Genomic DNA, 606 nt, shown 5'->3' with positions numbered 1-606 from the left:
CGATGTGGATGGCTGGCGTATCGTCCAGTCGCTTCGTGACGCCAAAAAGACTGTGCCGGTCTTGTTCCTGACGGCGCGGGATAGTGTCTCCGACAGAGTCAAGGGCCTAGAAATGGGCGCAGACGACTATCTCGTCAAACCATTTGCCTTCTCTGAGCTGCTTGCCAGGGTACGCACCTTGCTGCGCCGGGGTAGCAACGTGGTGCTGCAAGATCGTTTGACGGTCGCTGACCTGGTGCTCGATCTCCCGCGACGCTCCGCCAGCAGAGGTGGCCGAAAGTTGGTACTCACGAGCAAGGAGTTCGCGTTACTGGAATTCTTGGCACGGCGCCGTGGTGAGGTGCTGCCTCGTTCACTGATCGCATCCCAGATCTGGGACATCAATTTCAATAGTGACTCCAACGTCATCGATGTGGCCATCCGACGCCTGCGAGCCAAGGTAGATGACGGTTTCGAGCACAAGCTGATTTTGACAGTACGTGGAGTGGGATACATTCTGGATGATGCTGACACGCCCGGGAGCGCCGCGTGATTCGCCAACGGTCCCTGACCGTTCGCCTCACTGCGCTGTTTGCCCTGGCATCTACGGTTGTGCTGGTGGGGCTT

Annotated in this window: 1 protein-coding gene; it reads left to right on the top strand. The window is 58.3% G+C overall.

What is annotated here, in order from left to right:
- Positions 1–532 (top strand): winged helix-turn-helix domain-containing protein (locus AKL28_RS23710; RefSeq protein WP_050470718.1); only part of this gene is annotated, 532 nt, incomplete at its 5' end.
- Positions 533–606 lie beyond the last annotated feature (74 nt).

Source organism: Herbaspirillum chlorophenolicum, from assembly GCF_001189955.1.
GTDB lineage: Bacteria > Pseudomonadota > Gammaproteobacteria > Burkholderiales > Burkholderiaceae_D > Herbaspirillum > Herbaspirillum chlorophenolicum.
Note: the sequence above shows the minus strand (reverse complement) of the source record. Positions and strands in the feature narration are given on the sequence as shown.